Source organism: Stappia sp. WLB 29 (assembly GCF_023507705.1).
In the GTDB taxonomy this organism is placed as follows: Bacteria; Pseudomonadota; Alphaproteobacteria; order Rhizobiales; family Stappiaceae; genus Stappia.
In genome coordinates, this window is the sequence record NZ_JALBGD010000001.1 from 43256 (window position 1) to 66896 (window position 23641).

A 23641-nucleotide genomic window follows, 5' to 3' on the forward strand; every position below is an offset into this window, starting at 1 on the left:
CACAGCTTCGCATCCTCTCTGCCGTCACCCCGGACGAGCATCGCGAGATCCGGGACCCATTCGTTTCCAGAGCGGCGGCGAGGACACGCCGACGCCCCGCCTGTCGTCGCGGTTTCGGCGCAGCCGAAGACCGGTATCCAGTAACCCCGAACGGTTCGGCCAAGACCTCAGCGCTGCCGCCCGAGGCCGCTTCCTTCGCGTCGCCATTTGCTCAGGCGGATACTGGACGCCTGCCTTCGCAGGTATGACAGCCGTGGAAGATAGCGATGCGCTCCCGCCTCAGCCGTTGCCGCCGAGGCACTGTTCCATCGAGCTGGCCAGCCCGTCGATCAGGCCGAAATAGAGGTCCGGCCCGTCGGCGAGTTCCGCGCCCAGCGGGTCGAGAACGCCCGAGCGGGCATCGGTGCCCTCGGTCACCACCTGGATCAGCTTCGGTTCGAACTGCGGTTCGGCGAAGACGCAGGTCGCACCCAGATCGCCGATGCGGGCCTTGATCTCGGCGACCCGCTCCGCGCCTGGCATCACTTCCGGGCTGACGGTGATCGAGCCGGAGGCGGTCACGCCGAAGCGCTTCTCGAAATACTGGTAGCCGTCGTGGAAGACGATGAAGCCCTTGCCGCGCAGCGGCGCCAGGCGCGTGTCGATGTCGGCGCGCATCGCCTCGATCCGCTCCACCGTCTTGGCCGCATTTTCCTCATAGGCGGCGGTGTTGTCCGGGTCGGCTTCCGACAGCGCCTCGGCGATCTCCATCACCATGGCCTTGGCGTTTTCCGGGTCGAGCCAGATATGCGCGTCGAAGGCCCCATGCGCGTGCCCGTGGACGTCATCGTCTCCATGGTCGTGACCATGTGCCTCGGCCGTTTCGTGCTTCTCGTCATGTCCGTGCGTCTCGTCATGATCGTGGCCCGCATGGTCGTCATGCTTGTCGTCGTCGTGGCCGGCGTGATCGTGTCCCTCGTGCCCGTCTTCGCCGTGATCATGGCCCTCGAACGCGCCGCCCTCTCGGAAGGGAAGTTTTACGAGGCCGTGCGCGTCGATCAGCTCGACGGACTTTGCGCCGGTGCCGATGGTCTCGACCGGCTTTTCCAGGAAGGCCTCCAGCTCGTGGCCGATCCAGAAGATCAGGTCGGCCTCCTGCAGCGCCCGCGCCTGCGAGGGGCGCAGGCTGTAGGTGTGTGGCGATCCGGCGCCCTCGATGATCAACTGCGGCTCGGCCACACCCTGCATCACCGAGGCGACGAGGGAATGAACCGGCTTGATCGAGGCCACCACCTTCGGTGCGGCATGTCCTGCGGCACTCGTCGCAACCAGCAGCGAGGCGGACAGCAGCAATGTGCGGGCAAGCGTCATGAACGTCTCCGTATCGGCTGACATGTTATAAGATTACATTGTTGCGTTACGCTATAACGTGTGAGATACAGACGGGCAAGCCCCCTGTCGGACCCTCTGCCGAAAAATCTCCCGCACTGCGAAACGCGCGGGACTTGCCCGCCGCGCGGGAGCATTGGAGGATGGCCGCGTGAATCAGGACCCAGCCCCATGTTGACGACCCCATCGAGGCCCACCGGCGAGGATCTCGTCCGCCTCACCTCGGCCGGCGTGTTCCGCGACGGCCGCTGGCTGGTGCGCGGCGTCGACCTGGCCGTGCGCCGGGGCGAGATCGTCACCCTGATCGGGCCGAACGGCTCGGGCAAGTCCACCACGGCCAAGACCGCGCTCGGGCTCATCGCCCCGAGCGAGGGCAGGGCGGAGCGCTGCCCCGGCCTTGCCGTCGGCTATGTGCCGCAGAAGCTCAGCATCGACTGGACGCTGCCGCTCACCGTCGAGCGGTTCCTCTCGCTCACCGGCCGCATTTCCTCGCGCGAGACCGACCGCGCGCTGGAGGCGACCGGCATTCCGCATCTGCGCCGCGCCGAGATGCGCAACCTGTCTGGCGGCGAATTCCAGCGCGCGCTGCTCGCGCGCGCCATGGCCCGCAAGCCCGATCTTCTCGTCCTCGACGAGCCGGTGCAGGGCGTCGACTTCTCCGGCGAGGTCGCGCTTTACGATCTCATCCGCCGCATCCGCGACGACATCGGCTGCGGCATCCTCTTGATCTCGCACGACCTGCATGTGGTGATGGCGGCGACCGATCATGTCGTCTGCCTCAACGGCCATGTCTGCTGTCAGGGCGCGCCGACGGCGGTCGCCTCGAGCGAGGCCTACAAGCAGCTGTTCGGCGCCCGCGCCGATGCGACGCTCGCCGTCTACGAGCACAATCACGACCACACTCATCTGGCGGACGGGCGGGTGATGCACGCCGACGGCAGCATCACCACACACTGCCACCCGGACGACGGCCACCACCATCACGACCATCACGGTCATGATCACGGGGCAGGGGGCGCTGCCGCGTCCCCGGCCGGAGGGCGCCATGCTTGACGACTTCTTCCTGCGCGCCCTGATCGCCGGCGTCGGCGTTGCCCTCGTCGCCGGGCCGCTCGGCTGCTTCGTCGTGTGGCGGCGGCTCGCCTATTTCGGCGACACGCTGTCCCATGCCGCACTCCTCGGCGTGGCGCTGGCTTTCCTGATGCAGGTCAACATCACGCTCTCGGTCTTTGCCGTTTCGGTGATGGTGTCGCTGGCGCTGCTCGGCCTGCAGCGCCGGGCCTCGCTCTCCTCGGACGCGCTGCTCGGCCTGCTCGCCCATTCCTCGCTGGCGCTCGGCCTCGTCGCGCTCGCCTTCATGAGCTGGGTGCGCATCGACCTGATGGGCTTTCTCTTCGGCGACATTCTCGCCGTGTCGAAGTTCGACATCCTCGCCGTCTATGTCGGCGGCGCGGCGGTGCTCGCCGTGCTGGTGATGATCTGGACGCCGCTCTTTGCGGCGACGATCAGCCGCGAGCTGGCCGAGGCGGAGGGCTTGCGCCCCGACCGGGCCAACCTCATCTTCATGATCCTGCTGGCGACCGTCATCGCCATCTCGATGAAGATCGTCGGCGTGCTGCTGATCACGGCGATGCTGATCATTCCGGCCGCCACCGCGCGCCGCCTGTCCGGCGGACCGGAGCAGATGGCCGTCATCGCGGCCCTTGTCGGGGCCATTGCGGTGGTCGGCGGCTTGTTCGCCTCGCTGGAGTGGGATACGCCGTCGGGGCCGTCCATCGTCGTCGCGGCGCTGGTGCTGTTTCTCGCCAGCCTGTCGCCGGTCGCCGGATGGTTGCCGAGGCTGTTCGGCAGGGACGAAAAGGGCTCGCGCCCGGGGGAAGCCAACTGATGAGGACCGGTCGATGAGCGGAGACACCCTGTCCGGACTGACGCGCAACCAGACCCTGGTCCTGTCGGCGCTGGAACGCGCCGGCGCGCCCTTGAGCGCCTACACCATCCTCGACCAGCTGCGCGAGGAGGGCTTCCGCGCCCCGCCGCAGGTCTACCGCGCGCTCGACAAGCTGGTGGAAATGGGCGCGGTGCACCGGCTGGAAAGCATCAACGCCTTCGTCGCCTGCCGCCATCCCGATTGCGAGGGGCACGAGACCGCCGCCTTCGCCATCTGCGAGACCTGCGGACAGGTGCGCGAACTCAACGACGCCCATCTCGCGCACCACCTGCGCGACCTTGCCGGCAAGGACGGGTTCGTCGTGCGCAAGTCGACGGTGGAACTGCGCGGCACTTGTGCCACCTGTCAGGCTGCTGCCTGAGGCAGGCAAAAAATCCCAGGCTGTTGCCTAAGACAGGCAAAAAATCTCAAGCGGCAGCCTGACAGGGCGACAAATTTCAGCGCACCGCCGCGGCCGGTCCCGCCGCCTGCGGCAGGATGAAGGGAACCTCGCCCGCCGGCACCGCCGACACCCGCAACGGGTGGTCGAACGCCTCCGACACCAGCCGGTCGGTGATCACTTGCTTCGGCGTTCCCTGCGACAGCAGCCGGCCGGTCTTCATCACCAGGATATGGTCGGCATAGAGCGCCGTCAGGTTGAGGTCGTGCAGCACCGCGACCACGCCGCCGCCGGCCCGCGCATAGTCGGCGGCGACATCCATGATCAGGATCTGGTGGCGGATGTCGAGGCTGGAGATCGGCTCGTCGAGGAACAGCCAGCGCGGCACCCCGTCCGGGCAGGGCTCCCAGACCTGGCACAGCACCCGGGCGAGCTGCACCCGCTGCTGCTCGCCGCCCGACAGCGAGTGGTAGTCGCGCGCCGCAAATCCGTCGAGATCGACCCGCTCCAGCGCCTCGGCGATGCGCCGGTGCGGCGAGCCGGCGATCAGCGCGCCCCGGCGGATGCCGAGCCGCACCACTTCGGCGACCGTAAGCGGAAAGGTCAGGCTGGCATGCTGCGGCAGCACGGCGCGCAGGCCCGCCAGCGCTTCCGGCGGCAGGCCGCCGACCTCCGTACCGTTGAGCCGCACCCGCCCGCTATGGGGCAGCTCGCCGGTCACCGCCTTCAGCGTCGTGCTCTTGCCCGAGCCGTTGGGCCCGACGATCACCGTCACCTGGCCGGCCTTCGCGCTGAAGGAGACATCGCGGACGATGGGCGTGCCGCCCAGCGACACGTGCAGCGCCTCGATCTCGAGAGTAGGGGTCGCAGGCGTGCTCATGAGGCGATCAGCCCTTTCCGTCGCAGCAGGATCCACAGGAAGAACGGCGCGCCGGCCAGCGCGGTGAGAATGCCGATGGGCAGCTCCGCCGGGGCGACGATGGTGCGGCTCACCGTGTCGGCGAGGATCAGGAGGCTGCCGCCCAGCAGCGCGCAGGCCGGCAGCAGGAAGCGGTGGTCCGGGCCGATGGTCAGCCGCAGCAGATGCGGCACGACGATGCCGACGAAGCCGATGCCGCCGCTGACCGCGACCGAGGCGCCGGTCGCCGCCGCCACCGCGACGATGGCGATCCGCTTCAGCCGCTGCACGCGGATGCCCAGGTGCCCGGCCGCCGCCTCGCCCAGCACCAGGGCGTTGAGCCCGCTTGCCAGGAACGGCACGCCGACCAGCACGATCGCGATGATCGGCCCGGCCGCCAGGATCTTTTCCCAGTTGGCGCCGGCCAGCGAGCCGAGCCCCCAGAAGTTGAGATCGCGCAGCTGCTGGTCGTCGGCGACGAAGACCAGCAGGCCCGTTGCAGCCCCCGCCAGCGCCGCCAGCGCGATGCCGGCCAGCAGCATCGTCGCGATGGAGGTCATGCCGCCGCGCGTGCCGATCCGGTAGAGCGCGAAGGTGGTGACGAGACCGCCGAGAAAGGCCGCCAGCGGCAGGGCGTAGATGCCGAGCACGGCGACCACCGGCGACAGCGCCGTGGTGCCGAGCACGATCATCGAGGCAGCGCCCAGCCCTGCGCCCGCCGACACGCCGACGATGCCGGGATCGGCGAGCGGATTGCGGAACAGGCCCTGCATCACCGCACCCGAAACCGCCAGCGCCGCGCCGATCAGCGCGCCGAGCAGGACGCGCGGCAGCCGCACATCCATCAGCACGATCCGGTCGCGCAGCTCCGACGGGCTGGCCGCCTCGCCCTGGCCGAAGAGCCCGTCGACGACGGCCGACAGGCTGATCTGCAGCGCGCCGGTGGTCAGCGAGAACAGCATCACCGCAACAAGCAGCACGGCGAGGCCGGCGATCACCAGCCGCGCCAGCGGCTCGCGGTCGCCGAGGCGCGCCCGGGCGACCACGCGCTCGGGCAGCAGCCGTTCGGACAGGGACGAGGAGGTCAGGCTCACGGGCACGCCTCCCTCAAAGGCCCATATCGGCGAGCGCTGCCGACAGGTCGCGCACGGCAGCGCCGGTGCGCGGGCCGAAGCCGATCAGGTAGAGGCCGTCCATCTGGATCAGCCGCTTGTTCTGGCCGGCCGGCGTCTGCGCCAGCGAGGCATTGGCGAACACCTGGTCGGCGGAGGCGGTATGGCCTTCGCCGCGGCTGATCATCAGGATCGCGTCGGGAGCTGCGGCGATCAGCGCCTCGTCGTTGATCTGCTTGTAGCCCTCGAACACGCCCATGGCGTTGGTCGCACCGGCCATCTCGATGATGCCGTTGGCGGCCGTTCCCGTGCCGGAGGCGAGGATCCGCCCGCCGTTCATCGACAGGATGAAGAGCACGCGCGCATCGCGGCCGCGCGCCTTCGCTTCAGTGACGGCGGCATCGAGTTCCGCAGCCACCTGCTCGGACAGCTTGGCGGCCTTGTCGCCCGCGCCGATCGCGTTGCCGACCGTCTCGATCTTGCCGAGGATGCCGGCGCGGTCATAGGTCTCGGGAACGGCGACATAGGGCACGCCGGCCTCGCGCAGCACGGCGAGCGCTTCCGGCGGGCCGCTGCCCTCCAGCATCAGGATGGCGTCGGGCTTCACCGACAAGACGCCCTCGGGCGAGAGCGCGCGCATATAGCCGACATCGGGCAGCTCGGTTGCGGCCTGCGGGAAGCCGCTGGTGGAATCGCGCGCCACCAGCCGGCCTTCCTCGCCGAGCGCATAGACGATCTCGGTTACCGAGCCGCCGATGGAAACGATGCGCTGCGCGCCGGAGATGTCGGCGGCCTCCTCGGCAAAGGCCGGTGTGGCGGGCAGGGTGAGCGCTGCGGCCAGCGCGATGCGGCGAAGCGTGCGGCCGAACGGCCGGGGGGAAAGAAGGGTCATGGTCCGTCCAGACTTGTGTTGGGTCACTCGGCGGCGACGGTCGCAGGGCGTGCCAGCCCCTCGACCAGCTCGCGCCAGTCGGTGCGCTCGACCTTGCCTTCCTTGCGCACGCCGAAGAACTGGATGATCAGCGTGCCGTCGGCGTCGTAGGCCTCGACGGAGGTCACGTGGCCGTCGCTGGTCGGCTTGCGCACGGCCCAGGCTTCGGCGATGTGGTCGGTGCGCAGGTGCAGGTGGAAACCGGGGTCCATCACGTTGATCCAGGGGCCCATCGGCGCGATCTTGGCGATGGGTCCGGAATGGATCTGGATGCAGCCGCGATTGCCGACGAAGCACATGATCGGCTGGCCGCTGTCGGCCGCCGCCTGCATCATCGCCGGCACCGCGCCCTCGGCCAGCGGCCAGGCATAATCGTCCCCGGCAAGGGTGAGCGCATTCAGCCGGTGCAGGTCGAGATCGCGCAGCATGCCGTGGAACTGGTGCGTGTCGGTCAGCGCCTGCCAGCGCTCGCGCAGCGCGTCCTGCTTGTCGCGCTCCAGCGCGGGACGGGCGGAGATCTCGGCCGGCGTCACCTCGGTGAGCAGGCCCGGCTCCTGGTCGTCGGCGAGCAGGCTCTCCACCAGCGTGGTCCAGGCGGCCATGTCCGTGCCCGGGCGCGTATGCACCTTGTGCACCGCATCGCCGTGCGCGTCGAAGAACTGCAGGCTGTGGCGCTCGACGCCGTCCTCGCCGGTCTTGGCGACGGCGAAACCGTGCACCCAGGCGGTCGGGAACATGCGCGTGTCGATGTCCGCGCCCAGCATCATCGCCGCGCGCTTGCCGGGCACGAAGCGGTCGTAGACGCCGATCTTCTCGTGCACCGCGCTTTCGTTACGGGTCAGCGCCATGACCTCGCCGACGCCGCCCAGAGCCTTGAAGATCTCCTCGAAGCGGATCTCGATGCGGCTGACGCCGAGCCCGCAGAAGGCGGAGACGAATTCCGCCTCGCTCAGCTCCAGCATGCGGGCGAGGTCGCGCTCGCGCATCTTGGGGTTCTCGGCGCGCATGCGGCGGACGTGTTCGTAATCGGTAGTTTCGCGAGTCATGGGGTCACCTTGTTGCAAGCGGCCGTGCCGCGATCCGCGTCTGGCGGGCTCGCGTCCATGCGGGCCGGTCGGGTTCGACCTGGGCTTGCACCTTTCCAGGGAAGGCGGTGTCCGGCGCGGCTCATGCGCGCCACCGCTATTTTCCGGCGGAAAGGCTGTGCTGGCTAAGGTGCCGAACGGGTTGCCTGTGATCGGAATGCCGATCTCATACTTGACTCAATTACTCATGTTTTGTAACGACATCAATACCTGAGCAAGTTTCTCAAGTTTTATCAACATTCGACGAGCAAGCAAGCGCATGCCAGCGAGCGATCGAGCACGATTGGAGTTGTCAAATGGGGCTGGCAGGCTCGTACAGGACTGAAATGACGGCGGCGGGCAGGGTCGCTGTCTTGATGAGTGGCGTCGCGCTTTGCGCGCTGAGCGGCGTTTCGGGCGCCTTGGCGCAGGACGCGGCGGCCGAGGGCGATCCCGGCCGCGCGACCATGCTGCAGCGCATCGTCGTCGGCGCGGGCGCCGAGAAGGTAGCGATCGACACGCCGCAGGCGGTGACCGTTCTCGACCAGGAGGACATCGACGCCGAGCAGGCGATGACCATCGGCGAGCTGTTCCGTCAGGTGCCGGGCGTCACCATCGTCGGCAGCGACCGCATCGGCGGCCAGTCCTTCAACATCCGCGGCATCGGCGATCTCGGCTCGTCGGACGAATCGAAGATCATCGTCGCGGTCGACGGCGCGGTGAAGTTCTATGAGCAGTACCGCATGGGCTCGTTCTTCTCCGATCCCGAGCTCTACAAGCAGGTCGAGGTCCTGCGCGGGCCGGCCTCGTCCACCCTCTACGGGTCGGGCGCCATCGGCGGCGTGATCAACTTCACCACCAAGGATCCGGAAGACTTCATCAAGCCGGGCGACACCGCGGCCGTGCGTCTCAAGACGATGTACGATTCCAACAAGAACGGCGCCATGGCGTCGGTCACCGCGGCCTACGCCTTCTCCGACCAGACCTCGATGCTGCTCAACGGCAACTTCCGCCGCTCCGGCGAATACGAGAACGGCCTCGGCCAGCCGGTCGTCGGCTCCGACTTCGAGTCCTTCTCCGGCCTTGCCAAGATCGTCCACCGCTTCGGCGACAACAACGAGCAGTCGGTCCGCCTGTCCTACGAGCGCTGGCAGAGCGATGCGGACGACACGGCCTACTCGCAGACCGGCACGCTGCCCTTCGGCACCATCGACCGCGAGATCACCGACCAGACCGTCGTCTTCGCCTACGAGAACCCGGCCAGCGACAATCCCTGGCTCGATCTCAAGCTGAACCTGTCCTTCTCGGACACCCAGGTGAACCAGAGCAACGCCTCGGCACCGATTCCCTCGCCGCTGTTCTTCGACAGCGAGTACGCCTACCGCACCTGGTCGGGCCGGCTGCAGAACACCTTCGACTACGAAGGCGACGCCATCCGCAACTACTTCACCTTCGGCACCCAGCTCAGCTACCAGGAGCGTGTGGCCGACACCGTGTTCGGCGCGGTCTCGTTTCATCCCGAGGGTACGGACACCAAGTTCGGCTTCTTCGCGCAGAACGAGTTGATCTGGAACGACCGGCTGACCCTCATCCCGGGCGTGCGCGTCGATTTCGTCGACCTCGATCCGTCCGGCAGCGTCATCGGCGGCAACCAGCGGCACGAGACGGCGTTCTCGCCCAAGCTTGCGGTGATGTACAAGCTGAACGACACGTTCTCGCTGTTCGGCTCGCTCGCCCATACCGAGCGTGTGCCGACGCTGGACGAGCTCTACTCGACCAACCCGGGCGATGGCAGCTATCCGGGCGGGCGGACCGTCAGCCCGAACCTGACCAAGGAGAGCTCGAACGCCTTCGAGGTCGGCTTCACCATGCAGGCCTTCGACCTGTTCACCTCCGGCGACGGCCTGCAGGTCAAGACCACCGGTTTCTACAACGACCTGAAGGACATGATCGCCCCGAACCCGGCGCGCGGTCTGCCGACCCCGGTCTCGTACTACGTCAACATCAACGCCGCCGAGATCATGGGCGTCGAGGTGGAAGCGGCCTACGATTCGGAGTTCTTCTTCGGCAGCCTGGCCTTCAGCCACATCCACGGCGAGGACAAGGCGACCGGCGCCACGCTGAACACCATCCCGGCCGACACGCTGGCCGTGACGCTCGGCGGCCGCCTGCCGGACTACGACCTGTCCTTCGGCTGGCGCGGCCTCTTTGCCGGCTCCATCGGCACCGGCGCCACCGCGCGTGCGGGCGGGTTCGGCGGCTATTCGGTGCATGACCTGTTCGCCGACTGGAAGCCGGACGAGGGCATGATGGCCGGCTTCGAGGTCCGCGGTGCGGTGGAAAACCTCTTCGACAAGCAGTATCGCAACAACCTGGCCGGAGACGACGGCAAGGGGCGCACGTTCAAGTTGACTCTGGCCAAGACCCTCGGATGGTAGGCCGACAGGGAGAGACGAATGGGACGCAGGCTTGAAATCGTGGCCGCGGCGGCTTTGACCGCCGCGGCCCTGTGGGCCGGCCAGGCACGGGCCGCAGAGGACGCCTCGCAGGACGGGGCGTCCTCGTCCGGTCTTCACATCGAGCTGAACCGGGTCGCGGACAATGGCGGAGGCGGGTGCCGCCTGACCTTCGTGGTGCGCAATGCGACCGGGGGCGAGGTGCCGCAGCCGCGATTCGAGTTCGTGCTGTTCGACAGCGACGGCCTGGTCGACCGGCTCACCACCTTCGACTTCGGCGCGCTTGCGCCGGAAAAGACCTCGGTGCGCCAGTTCGATCTTGCCGGCGTTGCCTGCGGCAAGCTCGGCCGCATCCTCGTCAACGGGCCGGCCCAGTGCGGCGAGGGCGGTGCCGCCGCCCATTGCCGGGCGCAGCTGTCGCTCGCCAGCCGGGCCGACATTCCCCTCGGCCGCTAGGCTGAAATCACACAAGGGCCGAACGGCCCCGGAACTTCATGAGCTGTTAGGAACGCACCCATGTCTTTCGCCGACATTCTCGCCTCGATCTCGGGCTTCCTGGAGCTCGGCGGCCCCGTCGTCGCCGTGCTCGCCGGCCTGTCCGTGATCGCCCTGACGGTGGTGATCCTCAAGCTCGCGCAGTTCTGGACGCAGCGGGTCGGCCGCCCCGGCCGGGCCGAGACCGCCGTGCGCCTGTGGGGCCATGGCCGCCGCCGCGAGGCCTGGCAGGCGCTCGGCGACATCCGCAGCGCCTCGGAGGAGGCCGTGGCCATCGCCATGCAGTCGGGCGAGGGCGGCTACGCCGTCGACAAGGCCCTGGTCGAGGAAGACATCGCCCGCGCCGCAACCCGCCGCCTGCACCGCTACAACGCCGGCATGAAGGCGCTCGACGCCATCGCCCAGATCGCGCCGCTGCTCGGCCTGTTCGGCACCGTGCTCGGCATGATCGAGGCCTTCCAGAACCTGCAGTCGGCCGGCAATGCCGTCGACCCGTCGCTGCTCGCCGGCGGCATCTGGGTGGCGCTGCTGACCACCGCCGTCGGCCTTGCCGTCGCCATGCCGGTCTCGCTCGTCGTCACCTATCTGGAAGGCCGGATCGAGAACGAGAAGGTCGCCGTCGAGACGCTTGCCTCCGCCGTGCTGCTTGAGCAGGCGCGCGGCGGTGCCCGTGCGGCGTTCGAGGAGGTCGAGGCGGGGGGCTACGAGCAGGTGGCCAATGCGCATTGACTTCGCCAGTCCGCGAAGGCGCCGCCTGTCGCTGACATCGCTGATCGACGTGATCTTCCTCTTGCTGCTGTTCTTCATGCTGTCCTCGACCTTCACGCGCTTCGCGCAGGTCGATCTGGCGGCTCCCGGCGGCGGCACGGGCGGGGCCGTCACCCGGCCGGACATCTTCGCCACCGTCGATGCGAACGGCCTCACCGTGAACGGCACCCTCATTGATCCGCAAGCGCCGGGCACCGCCGTTTCCTCGCTGGTCGAGGCCGGCGCCAAGACGGCGCTGCTCGTCCCGCGCGAGGGCGCCCGCGCCCAGGATCTGGTCAGCGCGCTCGAGCTGCTGCGCGGCGGCGGCGAGCTGAAAGTGATCGTCGCGAGGCCGAAATGATCAAGGTTCGCCAGGCACCGCCCAAGCGTCAGGCGGAAAGCACCATCTCCTTGATCAACATCGTCTTCCTGATGCTGATCTTCTTCCTCATCGCCGGCCAGCTCGCGCCGCCGGTCGACCCGGACGTCACGCTTGCGGAGACGACTGAGGCGCCGCCGCTCGCCCCGCCGGACGCGCTCTTCGCCGACAGCGAGGGGCGCCTGTCCCATCGCGGCCAGCCGGTCGAGATACCCGCCTATCTCGCGTCTCTCGGCGTGGATGGAGCCGACACGGCCGATGTCACGCCCGGCCCCGTTCCCGGCCCCGCATCTGGCGAAGACGCCGGCAATGCCGGGCCCGCCGTGCTGCTGGCCGTCGACCGCGATCTCGACGCGGCGCGCATGCTGGAGATCGCCGACCAGCTCTACCGGGCCGGCGCCGGCAAGGTATCGCTCGTAACCAGGGGAGCGGAGTGATGAAGCTGAGACCGCATCATGTCGCCGCGGCTCTCATGATCTCGACGGCGGTGCACGCCTCGGCGGTCGCCGTCATCATGCACGAGAGTTCCGGCACTCAGATCGAGGGCGGCGGCACGGTCCTGTCGGCCGAGCTCGGCGATGCCTTCGTCGATGCGCTGCAGGCCGGCGCCGATGGCGAGCACACCGAGGTGACGAGCGAAACATCGGATGTTGTCACGCCCATCGACGCGCCGGAGGGCGAGAAGCCCGTCGAGCACGCCACCGCGCTGGAAGAGTCCCTGAGCGAGGAAGCCGCTGCTCCCGACGTGCCGCACAGCGAGGCCGTGCCGCCGGAAGAGGTGGTGGAGGCCGTGGAGCCGCCGGCCGAGCCGACCCCGGTCGCCAGCGAGACCGCCGAGCCCCTGTCGCAGACCGCCGAGACGGTGCCGGCCGAGGCTCCCGAGGCCGCGCCCGTCCAGGCCAGCGTCTCGCCGGTCGAGGCGGAGCCCGTTCCCTCGACGGAGCGGCTGGAGGCGACCGCCGCCGTGCCGATGCCGCAGGCCCGGCCGAAGGACCTGAAGATCGCCGAGGTCCGCCGCGAAGCCCCGGCCCGCAAGGCCGACACCGTCAAGCGGCAGAAGGAGAAGGCCGCCAGCGCCCGCTCGAAGAAGACCGCCAGCGGCCACGGCGGCAATTCGAACGCCACCGCCAAGGCCGGTGGCTCCCGCAATGTCGGCAAGTCGAAGGAGTTCGGCAATGCCGACGCCTCCAACTACATGGGCAAGGTGCAAAGCAAGCTCGAGCGCGCGAAGCGGCGCGGCAGCGTCGGCCGCCAGCGGGGCATGGCGGTGGTAACTTTCGTCGTCGCCAGCAATGGCGGCCTCGCCGGCGTGCGTCTGGTCAGGAGCTCCGGCAACGAGACCGTCGACCGGGCGGCACTGAGCACGGTGCAGCGGGCGCAGCCTTTCCCCCCCATCCCGCCGGAGGCACGGCGTAAGAACTGGAGTTTCACCACGGAAATCGAGTTCGAGTGATTTTGAGACGCCGTTCTCGAAATTCGGCGATTTCGATAAGGAATGTTGCAAAATTCGTCTCAAGGCGTTGCAAGCCGGATATGCCCGGGCGGGACCACCGTCCAGGCCTTCGCTTTTTCCGGCCTTGTCCCCGTGCAGCCGCTCCAGGTAAGGCAACGTCAGCGCCGCCCGTCGGCCCTTTTCAGGTTGCGATGCGCCTTGTAGAGCTCATGCGCCACTTCCGCCCGGTCGTCGCGGTTACGCACGGCGATGTTGGCGTCGGTGGCGATCAGGCGCAGATGCGTGCGCAGGATGGTCGCGTGGTCGCTCCGGCACACGAGGGCCATGCGGCCGATGGCCTGGACCAGCCGCAGCACCACCATGACGTTGCCGCTCGCCGCCCGCCGCAGCGGATGGAGCGCGGTGCCGACGATCTCCTTCACCTCGATCAGCTCCAGCCAGACGCGCGGCTTGTCCTCCTCGTCGCAGATCAGCGACGAGGGCGCGCCGCGCTGCAGGATGATCGCCAGCGAGGCCGACAGCTGGTCCATGGCGCTGATCGCCGTATAGGAATCGTTGATGCCCGGCGACAGCGCCCGCAGCGCGATCTCGACGTTGAGATGGACGTTGAACAGGATGTCCCCGTCGGCAGAGCGCGCGTCGGCCAGCAAGATCGAGCGGTGCACCGCCCCGGCCAGCGCCTTTTCGCTGCCGCCGACCCGGTGCAGGATCGCGATCGGCGTCCCGGCGATGATGAAATGGCCCGGCCGCGCCACCACCTGGACGAACCCGTCCTGCTCGACGGCGTGGCGCAGCAGGGCTTCCGCCTGCACGGCTGTGACATAGCCGGAGGAGTGCGCGGTCACCGGGGTCCCCTCGCCATCCGGGATGGCATTCCGGTCGTCGGGCTCTTCCTTCGGCTCGTCCGCAAGCAGTCGGTCGATGGCGGCGCGCAGCGAGCGCTGGGTCCGGGCGATCTCGTTATCCACCATCACCCTGCGGGCCGTGTCGTGGACGAAATACACGACCCAGAAGAAGCTTGTGGTGGCCAGGGCGATGGCAATCGCTACCGAAAGGCGCGGCACCTCGTTTTCGCCGACCACATAGAGGACAAAGAGGGAATAGAGAAAGGTGGCGCCGAGCAGTCCGATGGTCGATTGATTGACACGATTGTCGGTAAACGTCTCCAGCAGCCGTGGTCCGATATTGCCCGCCGCCAGCGTGAACACCACCAGCGTCAGGGAATAGACGAGGCTGATGACGGTCATCATCGCTCCCGCGATCGTACCCAGCACGGAACGGGCGCCGCTGGTGGAAATGTTGAGGAACGGCAGCGCCTCGAAGACGGGATCGAACAGATCCGAACGGTCGATGGATACCGCCAGACCTGCCAGAAGCAGGCCGCAGATTGCCAGCACTGCCGGCACGAAGAGGAACCCCCGCACCATGCGCTGCAACCGAAGCAGGGAAAGGCTCTTGAACACGTCGTCTCCTGTGGAACAATCGTATCGGGCGCGGGCGCTGCCGCCCGTTGACCTTGCAAGCCTATACGCTTGTTGCGGGGCGAGGCGAGCGGGGATTGCGTTTGCCGCAGGCCTGCTGCTGTCCGCTATGACGGCCGGGGCCGGCGCGAAGACGCCGCTGCCGCAGCCAAGGCCGGCGCTTTCGGTCCCGCAGGCCGCAGCGCGGGGACAGGCGGAGGATATCCCGGCCGAAAAGCCCTTTCGGGAAACGGCCGGAGAGATCGCGATCCTGCCTCGCCGCAAGCCGGTTGTCCCCGCTTCGGAGCTCGCGCGCGGCGCGACGGAGGCCGGGAACAACCGGGTCGCGAGCGTTTCTCCGGGCGTGGATAGCCGTGCTCCGGACGGCGAGGCCGTGACGGGGTGCATCGCGGCATTGCGCCAGCTCGGCGCCGTTTTCGAGCGGTTGCCGCCGGTCGAGGCGCCCGGTGCCTGCGGCATCGAGGATGCCGTCTCCGTCTCGGCGGTCGGCGGCATGGCGCTGGTTCCCGAAGCCGTGCTGTCCTGCGATACGGCGGCCGTCGCCGCGCGCTTCGCCGCACAGGTCGTCGCCCCGCTGGCAAGCTCCACGTTCGGCTCCGACGTCGCCCAGATCCGCGTCGCGGCCTCCTATCATTGCCGTGGCCGCAACCGCATTGCCGGCGCGAGGCTCAGCGAGCATTCCTTCGGCCGGGCCGTCGATATCCGCGGGCTCATTCTGAAGGACGGGCGGGAGTTCGCCGTTGCCCCGCGCCAGACCGGCAGCGATGCCGGCGAGGCGATGCGGCTGCAGAAAGCGCTGCGGGCCGCGGCGTGCGGACCCTTCACCACCGTGCTCGGTCCCGGCTCCGATGCCTATCACGACGACCACTTCCACCTCGACACGAAGCCGCGCCGCTCGCCTTATTGCCGCTAGCGTAGGGGGATACGGTTTCGTTCGACAGGATGACACAGATCAAGGCCGGCCCCGTTTGTCTCTGGCAAGATCGGTATGCGGCCGTCGAGCCGCGACCCACCGAACGTTCATCGAGGCTGCCATGACCAGGCGCGCGCAAAACAAAGCTGAACTCTTTGCCGGGACAGCCCTTGCCGCGGCGGGTACCCCGTCGGCGACACTGCCGGCCCGGTCGCCGCAGCCCCCCGAACCGGCCCGTCATCTGCACGAAACGATGGATCGCAGCGTGCGCGCGGCGGTGGCGCGGGTCACCGGTGGCCTCTCGCCGCATGCCTTCATCGAGGCCTGGAGCGACTGGGCGCTGCATATGAGCCGGGCGCCCGGGCGCCAGCTGGAACTGGTCGAGCGCGCGCAGGAAAATGCGCTGAAACTGGCGGCGGCCTGCCTGCCGGGCGCCGAGGGCGAGGCTCGCGCGCCCTTTGCGCCCAAGGCTTTCGACCACCGTTTCGACCATCCGGACTGGGAGATGCTGCCCTTCCGCACTTGGAAACAGGGCTTCCTCGCCGTTCAGGACTGGTGGGATCATGCGACCGACCGCCTGCGCGGTCTGGAGGAGCAGGATGCCAATCGGACCCGTTTCATGGCGCGGCAGGCGCTCGACGTGGTTTCGCCCTCCAACTTCCCCTTGACCAATCCGGAGATCATCGAGGCGAGCATCCGCCAGGGCGGGCGCAATTTCGTGGAAGGGGCGGGGCATTTCTCGCAGGACCTCGTCAAGACGCTGACCCAGCGCCACGACCCGCCGCCCGAGGGCTTCAGGCTCGGAACCGACCTTGCCTGCACTCCCGGCACCGTTGTCTACCGCAATGATATCCTTGAGCTTATCCAGTATGCGCCGACAACCGAGAAGGTGCAGGCCGAGCCGATCCTGATCGTTCCGGCCTGGATCATGAAATACTACATTCTCGACCTGTCGCCGCAGAACTCGATGGTGAAATACCTCGTCGATCATGGCTTTACGGTCTTCATGATCTCCTGGGTGAACCCGACCGCCGCGCAGGCTGATCTGTCGCTGGAGGACTATCGCAAGCGCGGCGTCATGGCGGCGCTGGACGCCATTTCCGCCATCGTCCCGGACCAACGCATTCACGCCGTCGGCTATTGTCTCGGCGGCACGATGCTGGCGATTGCCGCGGCCACCATGGCGCGGGATTGCGACCAGCGCCTCGCCTCGGTCACGCTGATGGCGGCGCAGGTGGACTTCGTCGAGGCCGGGGAATTGCTGCTCTTTCTCGACGAGAGCCAAGTGGCCTTCCTGGAGGACATGATGTGGGATCAGGGTTATCTCGACCGCCCGCAAATGGCCCGCACTTTCGCCGCTATACGTGCCGAGGACCTGATCTATACCCGGGCCGTGCGGCGCTATCTGCTCGGCCAGAACGATCTTCCCACCGACATCGGCGTCTGGAACGGGGATACGACCCGCATGCCGGCACGCATGCACTCGCAGTATCTGCGGGGCTTGTTCCTGGAAAACCGGCTGACGGCCGGCCGCTTCGCGGTCGAGGGGCGCGTCATTGCCTTGAAGGACATCTCCGCGCCGATGTTCGTCGTGGCGACCGAGACCGATCACATCGCGCCGTGGACATCCGTCTACAAGACCCAGCTTTTCACGGACAACGACCTGACTTTCGTGCTGACCAAGGGCGGGCATAACGGCGGCATCCTCAGCGAGCCGGGCCATCCGCGCCGGCACTATCGCCTGTCGCATCGCCCGGTCGGCGCCCATTATTCCGGTCCCGACGGCTGGCAGGACCGGCACCGGCCGCGCCCCGGCTCCTGGTGGCCGGAATGGTCCGCCTGGCTTCTCGCGCGCAGCAGCGGGGAGGGGGTACCTCCGGCCATCGGCGCGCCGGACAAGGGGTTACCCCCGCTGGAGCCGGCACCTGGCAGCTACATTCACCTGATGTGAGCAGCATGTGTGGAGGGGATAAAAAACATGAGTTAAATACTCTTGAATTGATTGCCCCACCGGAGTAGCTCTCGCGCATCCCCCTCAGACGCGCGGACCAATCCTCATGTCTTCCAGCTTCTCTCTCGCCGCCGCCACGCTCGCGCTGGCCACCCTTGCCCTTGGGTCCGCCGCCCGTGCCGAGCCGACCAGCTATCCGCTGACGATCGAAAACTGCGGTGCGACGGTCACGTTCGAGAAGGCCCCGCAGCGCGCGGTTGCGCTCGGCCAGAACAGCGCCGAAATCCTGCTGCTGCTCGGGCTGGAGGACCGTCTTGCCGCATCGGCCTTCTGGCCGACCAAGGTGCTGCCGGAGCTCGCCGAGGCGAACGAGAAGGTGAAGCTGCTGACCGTGGAGCTGCCGACGCTGGAATCGATCCTGGCCGAGGAGCCGGATTTCATCGCAGCCCAGCTGCCGCTGCTGCTCGGGCCCGACAGCAAGGTGTCCAAGCGCGAGGATTTCGAAGCGCTCGGGATCCCCAGTTACCTGGCGCCGGGTATCTGCAACACCCGCAAGGATACCGGCGACTTCTATGGCAGCCGCCAGCAGCTGTGGAACATGGATCTCCTGTTCCAGGAGATCGACGAGCTTTCGCGGATCTTCGACGTCGCCGATCGCGGCCAGAAGCTGATCGCGGACTTCAAGAAGCGCGAGGCGGACCTGCGCGCCCGTCTCGGGGACAATCCGGACCTGACCTTCCTGTTCTGGTTCTCCAGCCCGTCGGTTGCGGACGATGCCTATCTCGGCGGCAAGAACGGTGCCTCCGGCTTCATCGCCGACGTGCTGGGTGGCCGCAACGCCATCACCACCGAGGCCGAATGGCCGACGGTCGGCTGGGAAGGCATCATCGCCGCCAATCCGACGGTGATCGTCGCCGCCTCCCTCGACCGCAACCGCTGGGACCTCGACAAGGCGGAAAACAAGATCGCCTTCCTGAAGGGCGATCCGACCGTCAGCCAGATGGAGGCGGTGCAGAAGGGCTATATCGTCACGATGAACGGGGCGGCGATGAACCCGACCATCCGCACCATCTACGGCGCGGAGGAAGTCGCCGCGCAGCTCGAGGCGCTCGGACTGCTGAAGTGAGGCTATCCCCGTCGAGGGCGAGCCTGCAGTTCGCCGCATTGGTGGTCGGATCGCTGGCCGTCCTGGTGCTGGCGATCGCCACGGCGGTGGGGATAGGCGAGATGCACATCCCGCTGCGCACCGTGGCGCTCGCCGTGACCAACCAGTTCGGCTGGACCTCCGCCGACATCAGCCGGATCCAGGCCAGCGTCATCTGGGACCTGCGGCTCAGCCGTGCGCTCGTCGCCGCCCTGTGCGGCGCCGGCCTGGCCATGTGCGGCGCTATCCTCCAGTCGCTGCTGCGCAATGCCCTGGCCGAGCCCTATGTGCTCGGCATCTCGGCAGGCGCCTCCACGGGGGCCGTCGCGGTGATTATCCTCGGCGTCGGCGCCGGGGCGATCTCGCTCTCGATGGGCGCATTCGCCGGGGCGCTGGCGGCCTTCGTCTTCGTGGCGGTCCTCTCCGGCGGCGGGCGGGGCGGGGCCGACCGCACCATCCTGTCCGGCGTCGCGGCCGCCCAGCTTTTCAACGCGCTCACCGCCTATATCGTCACCACCTCGGGCAATGCCCAGCAGGCGCGCGACGTGATGTTCTGGCTGCTCGGCAGCCTCGGCGGCGTGCGCTGGCCCGAGTTCCAGTTGCTGGCCGTGGTGGTCGCGATCGGCCTCGGCGTGTGCATCTGGTATGCACGGGCGCTCGATGCCTTCACTTTCGGCGATGACGCCGCCGCTTCCATGGGGATATCCGTGGAGCGCGTCAGACTTGTCCTCTTCGCCGTTACCGCAGTGATGACGGCGACCATCGTCAGCATGGTCGGATCCATCGGCTTCGTCGGCCTGGTGGTTCCGCACGCGGTGCGCTTCCTCATCGGGCCCGGACACATGCGGTTGCTGCCCGCCTGCCTGCTGGTCGGAGCCGTGTTCATGGTGCTCGCCGACATCGTCTCGCGCAGCGTCATGCAGCAGCAGACACTGCCGATCGGCATCGTCACGGCGTTGGTGGGCGTGCCGTGTTTTGCGTTGATACTTTACCGCGCGAGGCCCGCAACATGAGCGTTCGCGCCGAAAATCTCGTGTGGCGCGTCGGGGGCAAGACCATTGTCGACGACGTGTCGTTCGACGTCGAGCCGGGCAGGGTGCTCGGGCTGCTTGGGCCGAACGGCTCGGGCAAGTCGTCGCTGCTGCGCCTGCTGGCTGGCCTGCGACGCCCGGCTTCGGGCCGTGTGCTGCTCGACGGCACGGATATCGCTCGGAGCGGCCGTCGGGAGCTGGCGCGGCGCGTGGCGCTGGTCCAGCAGCATGCCGCGACTGATGTGAACGTAACGGTGGAGGACGTGGTGCGGCTCGGCCGCACGCCGCATCGCGGTCCGCTCGCGGCCTGGCGGCCGGCCGACACCCGGGCCGTCGACACCGCCCTGGAGCAGGTCGGCATGACCGGATTCCGCCGTCAGTCTTGGCACAGCCTGTCGGGCGGCGAGCGCCAGCGCGTCCACATCGCCCGCGCTCTGGCCCAGCAGCCGCGCGAGCTGTTTCTCGACGAGCCGACCAACCATCTCGACATCCAGCACCAATTGGAGTTGCTGCGCCTCGTCTCGCAGCTCGGGCTGACGACCATCGTCGCGCTGCACGATCTCAACCACGCCGCGATGTTCTGCGACCGGCTGCTGGTGCTGCACCGGGGACAGGTCGTGGCGAGCGGGGCGCCGGCCGAGGTGCTTAACCCGGACCTCCTGCGCGATGTGTTTCGCGTCGACTGCGACTTCCTGCGCTCGGACGACGACATCCTCAGGATCCTATACCGCAAATAGATTGGCTGGCGCTCAGTCGGCGGAGGCGGAATACGTCAATACGTCTGCCATCAGCAGGTCGGCGATGGTGAAGCGCCCGGCTGCGAGCCGTTCACGCGCGGCAACCACTCTCTCCGTGTGCTTCACGCGGATCTCCAGGAATCGATCCAGCGTCTTGAGGCCCGGGTGGCGGACGTGTCGCCGACGAATCTGGCGAGCGACCAGGGAAGACTGTCCATCTAGGAACAGCAGGCTGGTTTCGGAAGGCCTGAAGCAGAGGTGGAGCCTAGGAAAATCGCGCTGCCGGTGCTATCTAGCCGCCCATGACGACACCGCGCCTCTACACCGCAGCCAACCGGCCGAAACTGGCCGTGGCGCCGATGATGGAATGGACCGATCGCAATTGCCGGGCGTTCCACCGCCATCTGAGCTCCCATGCGCTTCTCTATACCGAGATGGTGGCGAGCGCCGCCGTCATTCATGGCGACCGGGAAAAACTCCTTGGCTTCGACGCCATGGAACATCCTGTCGCCTGCCAACTCGGCGGCTCGGACCCGCGCGAACTGGCCGAGGCCGCCCGCGTCGTCGAGGAGTTTGGCTATGACGAGGTCAACCTTAATGTCGGCTGCCCGTCCGACCGGGTACAGTCCGGCCGGTTCGGCGCCTGCCTGATGCGCGAGCCGGAGCTTGTCGCCGAAAGCGTTGCCGCGATGCGGGGCGTCGTCTCGATCCCGGTCACCGTCAAGTGCCGCATCGGCGTCGACGACCAGGACCCGGAAGAGGCGCTCGACCGGCTGGCCGACGCCGTGGTCGCGGCAGGCGTCGACGCGCTGTGGGTGCATGCCCGCAAGGCCTGGCTGAAAGGCCTGTCGCCTAAGGAAAACCGCGATATTCCGCCGCTCGACTACGACCGCGTCTACCGGCTGAAGCAGCGCCTGCCGGACCTTTACATCGGCATCAACGGCGGCATCCCCGACCTCGACGAGGCGGAAGTGCATCTTGAGCGGGTCGACGGGGTGATGCTGGGTCGTGCGGCCTATCATGATCCCTGGCTGCTGGCCGATGTCGACCGCCGCCTGCATAGGGCGGAAAACCCCGCCGCGACGCGCGAGGACGCGGTCGAGGCCTTCCGCCCGTATATCCTGGCGCGGCTCGAAGAGGGCGGCCGGGCGAACCAGATGCTTCGCCACATGCTCGGCCTCTATCACGGGGTGCCGGGCGCGCGCTCCTGGCGCCGCCGCCTCACGGTGGACGCGGTGAAACCGGGGGCCGGCATCGAGGTGCTGGATGCTGCCCTTGCCGAGATTTCCGGTGCCGGACTGGACAAAGCGGCCGCCTTGGGTCAGTTAGAAGCCACGGGGTAGGCGACCGTCTGAGTCCGGCCCGCTTGTCCCCGCTTCCTTCCCGCGCCGCATCCAGTGGGGGCTTTCATGGATTTGTCGTCGATCAACGGCGAGGTCATCGGCCTCGTGCTTGCCCTTGTTGCGTCGGGCGCCGTCGCCGGCCTGCTTGCCGGCGTCTTCGGCATCGGCGGCGGGGCGGTGCTGGTGCCGGTGCTCTACCAGTTTCTCACTTGGCTCGGCGTCGACGAGTCCGTCCGCATGCACATCTCGGTGGCGACCTCGCTCGGCATCATCGTGCCGACGTCCATCCGCTCCTTCATGGCGCACAAGAAGCGCGGTGCGGCCGATCTTGAGCTGCTGAAGAGCTGGATCATCCCCGTGCCGGCCGGTGCGGTCGTCGCTAGCCTGGTCGCGGCCTATGTCTCCGGCGACGGCCTCAAGGGCATCTTCGCCGGCATCGCAGTGATCGTCGGCCTGCGCATGCTGTTCAACCGTGAGAGCTGGAAGATCGGCAACGACATCCCAGGCAATCCAGTCAGGGCGATCTGCGGCGTGTTGATCGGTTTTTTCTCCACGTTGATGGGCATCGGCGGCGGCGTCATGAACAACACCTTCATGACCCTGTTTGGCCGGCCGATCCATCAGGCGGTGGCGACCTCCTCCGGCACCGGCGTGCTGATCTCGATTCCCGGCGTCATCGGCATGATGTGGGCAGGCTGGGGCGCGGCGGACCTGCCGGCGTTTTCGCTCGGCTATGTCAACATTCTCGGTGTGGCGCTGATCATCCCGATCACCACCTTTGCCGCGCCGTTCGGCGTGAAAATCGCCCACGCGCTGCCGCGCCGTTATCTCGAGGTCTTCTTCGGCCTGTTCCTGCTGTCGGTGGCCGTCCGCTTCGCCTGGAGCCTGTGGGGCTGACGCCTCACGGCTCCAGGATCAGCCTGTTGCCCTCGACACGCCAGCTCTTGAGCCGGTCCATCGCCGACATGCCGAGCAGGCTCGTTTCCAGCGCGCCCGGCCGGGCGACGAAGGCGCGCAGGTCCGCAAGCGCGAGCTCGCCGATCTGCAACCGGTCCAGCCGTACGGTGGCGACCTCGGTGCGCCCGTTCGCCGTCGATACCGGAACCGTGTAAGACAGCACGGAGGGATCGAGGCCGGCGGCGCGCGCATCGGCATCCGTGAGCGTCACGGCCGAGGCGCCCGTGTCGAACAGGAAGTCGACATCGGTGCCGTTGACCTGCGCGGCGATGCGGTAGTGGCTGGAACCGTCGCGGATGATCGTGATGGTGCCGGTCTGCGGATCGGTGAGCGCCATGCCGGGAACCAGCGTTCCGACCACGCGGCGGGCGATGACCTCCAGCTCGTCCCGCCAAGCATAGCCGGTGACCAGCAGCGCACCGAGAGCTCCCCAGATGAGTAGGCTGCGCAGCAGCGCCGGCACCTGGCGCGGAGAGGCGGCCATCGAGCCGCCGATCACCACGAGCAAGGCCAGCAGCGCGACGATGCGGGGACCGGTTTCGGAATAGCCGCCGTCGTCGCCCGGCATCTGGAAGCCGAACAAATACGCGACGAGGGCCGTCACGATCACGGCGGCCAGGAGCGCGAGGATGACGAGGCCTGCAGTCTTGCCGCGAAACATCAGCTTGCCTCCGCCGTCGAGGTGATCCGATCTGAAAGCGAGGCGTTGATCGCGCGCCGCTGATCGTCCGAAAAGCTCGCCCAGCCGGCAATCTCGTCGAGCGTCCGCCAGCAGCCGACGCAAAGGCCGGTTGCCGGATCGACCCGGCAAAGGCGGATGCAGGGGCTGTCGCTGCCAGTCATGTCTCTCGCTG

General features: G+C 67.9%; 25 protein-coding genes. 16 read left to right on the plus strand and 9 right to left on the minus strand.

Going from position 1 to position 23641, the window contains the following annotated elements; all coding sequences use genetic code 11:
- Positions 1–279 precede the first annotated feature (279 nt).
- Positions 280–1350, minus strand: coding sequence for a zinc ABC transporter substrate-binding protein (locus tag MNI96_RS00190; RefSeq protein ID WP_249689340.1), 1071 nt, complete (start codon positions 1348–1350; stop codon positions 280–282).
- A 189-nt stretch (positions 1351–1539) separates the two neighbouring features.
- Between MNI96_RS00190 and MNI96_RS00195 the strand changes: the two genes are divergently transcribed.
- Genes MNI96_RS00195 through MNI96_RS00205 form a run of 3 tightly spaced genes read left to right on the plus strand, consistent with a single transcriptional unit; the run spans position 1540 to position 3677 of the window.
- Positions 1540–2421: an ATP-binding cassette domain-containing protein gene (locus MNI96_RS00195; protein ID WP_249689341.1), complete on the plus strand. Its 882-nt coding sequence runs from the start codon at positions 1540–1542 to the stop codon at positions 2419–2421.
- A complete protein-coding gene (locus MNI96_RS00200) occupies positions 2414–3256 on the plus strand; it encodes a metal ABC transporter permease (protein ID WP_249689342.1) in 843 nt (280 codons plus the stop codon). The genes MNI96_RS00195 and MNI96_RS00200 overlap by 8 nt, the downstream gene beginning before the upstream one ends.
- Positions 3257–3269: 13 nt before the next feature.
- Entirely contained in the window at positions 3270–3677 is a 408-nt protein-coding gene (locus MNI96_RS00205) for a Fur family transcriptional regulator (RefSeq protein WP_249689343.1), read from the plus strand.
- A 76-nt stretch (positions 3678–3753) separates the two neighbouring features.
- Here MNI96_RS00205 and MNI96_RS00210 read toward each other — a convergent pair whose 3' ends face one another.
- Genes MNI96_RS00210 through MNI96_RS00225 form a run of 4 tightly spaced genes read right to left on the minus strand, consistent with a single transcriptional unit; the run spans position 3754 to position 7682 of the window.
- On the minus strand, positions 3754–4575 hold the full coding sequence (locus tag MNI96_RS00210) for a heme ABC transporter ATP-binding protein (protein WP_249689344.1): 822 nt from the start codon (positions 4573–4575) through the stop codon (positions 3754–3756).
- Positions 4572–5681, minus strand: coding sequence for a FecCD family ABC transporter permease (locus MNI96_RS00215; protein ID WP_249690360.1), 1110 nt, complete (start codon positions 5679–5681; stop codon positions 4572–4574). The genes MNI96_RS00210 and MNI96_RS00215 overlap by 4 nt, the downstream gene beginning before the upstream one ends.
- 19 nt (positions 5682–5700) lie before the next feature.
- The gene (locus tag MNI96_RS00220) at positions 5701–6597 is read right to left on the minus strand and encodes a heme/hemin ABC transporter substrate-binding protein (RefSeq protein WP_249689345.1); all 897 of its coding nucleotides are present in this window, start codon (positions 6595–6597) and stop codon (positions 5701–5703) included.
- A gap of 23 nt (positions 6598–6620) precedes the next feature.
- Complete coding sequence (locus tag MNI96_RS00225; RefSeq protein ID WP_249689346.1) at positions 6621–7682, minus strand: hemin-degrading factor; 1062 nt, start codon at positions 7680–7682, stop codon at positions 6621–6623.
- 395 nt (positions 7683–8077) lie between these two features.
- On the opposite strand from MNI96_RS00225, the gene MNI96_RS00230 reads away from it, so the two are divergent.
- Genes MNI96_RS00230 through MNI96_RS00255 form a run of 6 tightly spaced genes read left to right on the plus strand, consistent with a single transcriptional unit; the run spans position 8078 to position 13230 of the window.
- Positions 8078–10138, plus strand: coding sequence for a TonB-dependent receptor domain-containing protein (locus tag MNI96_RS00230; protein ID WP_249689347.1), 2061 nt, complete (start codon positions 8078–8080; stop codon positions 10136–10138).
- A gap of 18 nt (positions 10139–10156) precedes the next feature.
- Entirely contained in the window at positions 10157–10612 is a 456-nt protein-coding gene (locus MNI96_RS00235; RefSeq protein ID WP_249689348.1) for a hypothetical protein, read from the plus strand.
- 60 nt (positions 10613–10672) lie between these two features.
- On the plus strand, positions 10673–11380 hold the full coding sequence (locus tag MNI96_RS00240; protein ID WP_249689349.1) for a MotA/TolQ/ExbB proton channel family protein: 708 nt from the start codon (positions 10673–10675) through the stop codon (positions 11378–11380).
- The gene (locus tag MNI96_RS00245) at positions 11370–11759 is read left to right on the plus strand and encodes a biopolymer transporter ExbD (RefSeq protein ID WP_249689350.1); all 390 of its coding nucleotides are present in this window, start codon (positions 11370–11372) and stop codon (positions 11757–11759) included. The genes MNI96_RS00240 and MNI96_RS00245 overlap by 11 nt, the downstream gene beginning before the upstream one ends.
- Positions 11756–12214 carry an ExbD/TolR family protein gene (locus MNI96_RS00250; protein WP_249689351.1) on the plus strand — a complete coding sequence of 153 codons (459 nt, stop codon included), beginning with the start codon at positions 11756–11758 and terminating at the stop codon, positions 12212–12214. The genes MNI96_RS00245 and MNI96_RS00250 overlap by 4 nt, the downstream gene beginning before the upstream one ends.
- A complete protein-coding gene (locus MNI96_RS00255) occupies positions 12214–13230 on the plus strand; it encodes an energy transducer TonB family protein (RefSeq protein WP_249689352.1) in 1017 nt (338 codons plus the stop codon). Before MNI96_RS00250 ends, MNI96_RS00255 begins: the two co-directional genes overlap by 1 nt.
- 158 nt (positions 13231–13388) lie before the next feature.
- Here the strand turns inward: MNI96_RS00255 and MNI96_RS00260 are convergent, their stop codons facing one another.
- On the minus strand, positions 13389–14693 hold the full coding sequence (locus MNI96_RS00260; protein ID WP_249689353.1) for a DUF2254 domain-containing protein: 1305 nt from the start codon (positions 14691–14693) through the stop codon (positions 13389–13391).
- 361 nt (positions 14694–15054) lie between these two features.
- Between MNI96_RS00260 and MNI96_RS00265 the strand changes: the two genes are divergently transcribed.
- The 5 genes from MNI96_RS00265 (at position 15055) to MNI96_RS00285 (ending at position 20487) form a co-directional block, all read left to right on the plus strand.
- Positions 15055–15624, plus strand: coding sequence for an extensin-like domain-containing protein (locus tag MNI96_RS00265; protein WP_249689354.1), 570 nt, complete (start codon positions 15055–15057; stop codon positions 15622–15624).
- 253 nt (positions 15625–15877) lie between these two features.
- The gene (locus tag MNI96_RS00270; RefSeq protein ID WP_249689355.1) at positions 15878–17575 is read left to right on the plus strand and encodes a PHA/PHB synthase family protein; all 1698 of its coding nucleotides are present in this window, start codon (positions 15878–15880) and stop codon (positions 17573–17575) included.
- 106 nt (positions 17576–17681) lie between these two features.
- Complete coding sequence (locus MNI96_RS00275; protein ID WP_249689356.1) at positions 17682–18701, plus strand: ABC transporter substrate-binding protein; 1020 nt, start codon at positions 17682–17684, stop codon at positions 18699–18701.
- A 23-nt stretch (positions 18702–18724) separates the two neighbouring features.
- Entirely contained in the window at positions 18725–19732 is a 1008-nt protein-coding gene (locus MNI96_RS00280; RefSeq protein ID WP_283776294.1) for a FecCD family ABC transporter permease, read from the plus strand.
- Positions 19729–20487 (plus strand): ABC transporter ATP-binding protein, encoded by a 759-nt coding sequence (locus MNI96_RS00285; RefSeq protein WP_249689358.1) that lies wholly within the window; start codon positions 19729–19731, stop codon positions 20485–20487. The genes MNI96_RS00280 and MNI96_RS00285 overlap by 4 nt, the downstream gene beginning before the upstream one ends.
- Before the next feature lie 12 nt (positions 20488–20499).
- Here MNI96_RS00285 and MNI96_RS22055 read toward each other — a convergent pair whose 3' ends face one another.
- Positions 20500–20613: a glutathione S-transferase family protein gene (locus MNI96_RS22055; RefSeq protein WP_502960283.1), complete on the minus strand. Its 114-nt coding sequence runs from the start codon at positions 20611–20613 to the stop codon at positions 20500–20502.
- A 176-nt stretch (positions 20614–20789) separates the two neighbouring features.
- On the opposite strand from MNI96_RS22055, the gene dusA reads away from it, so the two are divergent.
- Complete coding sequence (gene dusA / locus MNI96_RS00290) at positions 20790–21830, plus strand: tRNA dihydrouridine(20/20a) synthase DusA (protein ID WP_249689359.1); 1041 nt, start codon at positions 20790–20792, stop codon at positions 21828–21830.
- 66 nt (positions 21831–21896) lie between these two features.
- Positions 21897–22727: a sulfite exporter TauE/SafE family protein gene (locus MNI96_RS00295; RefSeq protein WP_249689360.1), complete on the plus strand. Its 831-nt coding sequence runs from the start codon at positions 21897–21899 to the stop codon at positions 22725–22727.
- Positions 22728–22731: 4 nt separating this feature from the next.
- On the opposite strand, the gene MNI96_RS00300 is transcribed toward MNI96_RS00295, so the two are convergent.
- Both MNI96_RS00300 and MNI96_RS00305 read right to left on the minus strand, forming a co-directional pair.
- The gene (locus MNI96_RS00300) at positions 22732–23448 is read right to left on the minus strand and encodes a retropepsin-like aspartic protease family protein (protein WP_249689361.1); all 717 of its coding nucleotides are present in this window, start codon (positions 23446–23448) and stop codon (positions 22732–22734) included.
- Positions 23448–23630, minus strand: coding sequence for a DUF1289 domain-containing protein (locus tag MNI96_RS00305; protein WP_249689362.1), 183 nt, complete (start codon positions 23628–23630; stop codon positions 23448–23450). Before MNI96_RS00305 ends, MNI96_RS00300 begins: the two co-directional genes overlap by 1 nt.
- Positions 23631–23641 lie beyond the last annotated feature (11 nt).

Coding starts and splice junctions, on each gene's coding strand:
- MNI96_RS00245 (WP_249689350.1), top strand. CDS start 11,370: ATGCGCATTGACTTCGCCAGTCCGCGAAGGCGCCGCCTGTCGCTGACA.
- MNI96_RS00275 (WP_249689356.1), top strand. CDS start 17,682: ATGTCTTCCAGCTTCTCTCTCGCCGCCGCCACGCTCGCGCTGGCCACC.
- MNI96_RS00225 (WP_249689346.1), bottom strand. CDS start 7,682: ATGACTCGCGAAACTACCGATTACGAACACGTCCGCCGCATGCGCGCC.
- MNI96_RS00270 (WP_249689355.1), top strand. CDS start 15,878: ATGGATCGCAGCGTGCGCGCGGCGGTGGCGCGGGTCACCGGTGGCCTC.
- MNI96_RS00210 (WP_249689344.1), bottom strand. CDS start 4,575: ATGAGCACGCCTGCGACCCCTACTCTCGAGATCGAGGCGCTGCACGTG.
- MNI96_RS00235 (WP_249689348.1), top strand. CDS start 10,157: ATGGGACGCAGGCTTGAAATCGTGGCCGCGGCGGCTTTGACCGCCGCG.
- MNI96_RS00230 (WP_249689347.1), top strand. CDS start 8,078: ATGAGTGGCGTCGCGCTTTGCGCGCTGAGCGGCGTTTCGGGCGCCTTG.
- MNI96_RS00255 (WP_249689352.1), top strand. CDS start 12,214: ATGAAGCTGAGACCGCATCATGTCGCCGCGGCTCTCATGATCTCGACG.
- MNI96_RS00190 (WP_249689340.1), bottom strand. CDS start 1,350: ATGACGCTTGCCCGCACATTGCTGCTGTCCGCCTCGCTGCTGGTTGCG.
- MNI96_RS00300 (WP_249689361.1), bottom strand. CDS start 23,448: ATGTTTCGCGGCAAGACTGCAGGCCTCGTCATCCTCGCGCTCCTGGCC.
- MNI96_RS00195 (WP_249689341.1), top strand. CDS start 1,540: ATGTTGACGACCCCATCGAGGCCCACCGGCGAGGATCTCGTCCGCCTC.
- MNI96_RS00240 (WP_249689349.1), top strand. CDS start 10,673: ATGTCTTTCGCCGACATTCTCGCCTCGATCTCGGGCTTCCTGGAGCTC.
- MNI96_RS00305 (WP_249689362.1), bottom strand. CDS start 23,630: ATGACTGGCAGCGACAGCCCCTGCATCCGCCTTTGCCGGGTCGATCCG.
- dusA (WP_249689359.1), top strand. CDS start 20,790: ATGACGACACCGCGCCTCTACACCGCAGCCAACCGGCCGAAACTGGCC.
- MNI96_RS00250 (WP_249689351.1), top strand. CDS start 11,756: ATGATCAAGGTTCGCCAGGCACCGCCCAAGCGTCAGGCGGAAAGCACC.
- MNI96_RS00205 (WP_249689343.1), top strand. CDS start 3,270: ATGAGCGGAGACACCCTGTCCGGACTGACGCGCAACCAGACCCTGGTC.
- MNI96_RS00200 (WP_249689342.1), top strand. CDS start 2,414: ATGCTTGACGACTTCTTCCTGCGCGCCCTGATCGCCGGCGTCGGCGTT.
- MNI96_RS00285 (WP_249689358.1), top strand. CDS start 19,729: ATGAGCGTTCGCGCCGAAAATCTCGTGTGGCGCGTCGGGGGCAAGACC.
- MNI96_RS00295 (WP_249689360.1), top strand. CDS start 21,897: ATGGATTTGTCGTCGATCAACGGCGAGGTCATCGGCCTCGTGCTTGCC.
- MNI96_RS00220 (WP_249689345.1), bottom strand. CDS start 6,597: ATGACCCTTCTTTCCCCCCGGCCGTTCGGCCGCACGCTTCGCCGCATC.